The sequence below is a fragment of the Gordonia sputi NBRC 100414 genome, from assembly GCF_000248055.1.
Taxonomy (GTDB): domain Bacteria; phylum Actinomycetota; class Actinomycetes; order Mycobacteriales; family Mycobacteriaceae; genus Gordonia; species Gordonia sputi.
Window position 1 is genome coordinate 1 of sequence record NZ_BAFC01000100.1, and the last position, 1,257, is coordinate 1,257.

The window sequence follows — 1,257 nt, forward strand, 5'->3', positions numbered from 1 at the left end:
TGCACGAGTAGGTGACATCTGATCTGGCTTGCCCTGCCGGGCGGCCTGGAAGGATGCCAGCTGTGCCCAAGCCCTATCCCCAGGAGTTCCGCGACGACGTTGTCCGCGTCGCCCAGAACCGTGAAGACGGTGTGACTCTCGAACAGATCGCTGCCGACTTCGGTATCCACCCGATGACCCTGAACAACTGGATCCGCAAGGCCGACGTGGAGGCCGGGATCAAGCCCGGCACCACGTCGGCCGAATCGCGTGAGCTGCGCGAGGCCAAGCGGCGTGTGCGCCTGCTTGAACAGGAGAACGAGGTCTTACGCCGGGCGGCGGCGTACCTGTCCCAAGCGAATCTGCCGGGAAAAGGTGGTACCCGCTCGTGAGTGAGCTGGCCGCTGACGGCATCCCCGTCGCGGTGGCGTGTCGGGTACTCAAGATCGCTCGCCAGCCCTACTACCGGTGGCGCAAGAACCCGATCACCGACGCCGAGCTCGCCGAGGCGTACCGGGCCAACGCCCTGTTCGACGCCCACCGCGAAGACCCGGAGTTCGGCTACCGCTACCTCGCCGACGAGGCCGAAGCCGCAGGCGAGAAGATGTGCCGGCGGACGGCGTGGCGGATCTGCTCCGCCGGCGGCTGGACCAGCACCATCAGCAAGAGAGGCCGCGGCAAGCACCGCAAGGCCGGCCCGCCTGTACACGACGATCTCGTCAAGAGAGACTTCACCGCGCCCGGCCCCAACGAGCTGTGGCTGACCGACATCACCGAGCACTGGACGGCCGAGGGCAAGCTGTACCTGTGCGCGATCAAGGACGTCTACTCGGGCCGGATCGTCGGGTACTCGATCGACTCGAGAATGAAGTCCCGCCTGGCCGTGGCCGCCCTGAACAGCGCTGTCGCCAGGCGAGGGGACGTGGTCGGCTGCGTTCTGCACAGCGATAGAGGGTCTCAATTTCGTTCGAAGAAGATGCAGAAGGCCATCACCCGGCACGGCATGCTCGGGTCGATGGGCAGGGTCGGTGCGTGTGGTGACAACGCGGCGATGGAGAGCTTCTTCTCGCTGCTACAGAACAACGTCCTCGACCGTCGATCCTGGGCCACCAGAGACGAGCTCCGGGCCGCCATCGTGCACTGGATCGAACGGACCTACCACCGCCGCAGACGACAGGACCGCCTCGGCAGATTGACCCCCATTGAATTCGAGACCATCATCAACCACGAGGCCCCTCAGGCCGCGTGACTAACCCTGTCACCTATCCGTGCACCAGG

Annotated in this window: 1 protein-coding gene; it reads left to right on the forward strand. The window is 65.5% G+C overall.

Features of this window, described 5'->3' with window-relative positions; all coding sequences use genetic code 11:
- Positions 1 to 62: 62 nt before the first annotated feature.
- Positions 63 to 1,228 (forward strand): IS3 family transposase gene (locus GOSPT_RS16160; RefSeq protein ID WP_085941952.1). Its coding sequence is split into 2 segments (ribosomal slippage): positions 63 to 347 and positions 350 to 1,228, totalling 1,164 coding nucleotides; the frame shifts between segments, so codons are not numbered across the junction.
- The last annotated feature ends 29 nt before the right edge of the window (positions 1,229 to 1,257 follow it).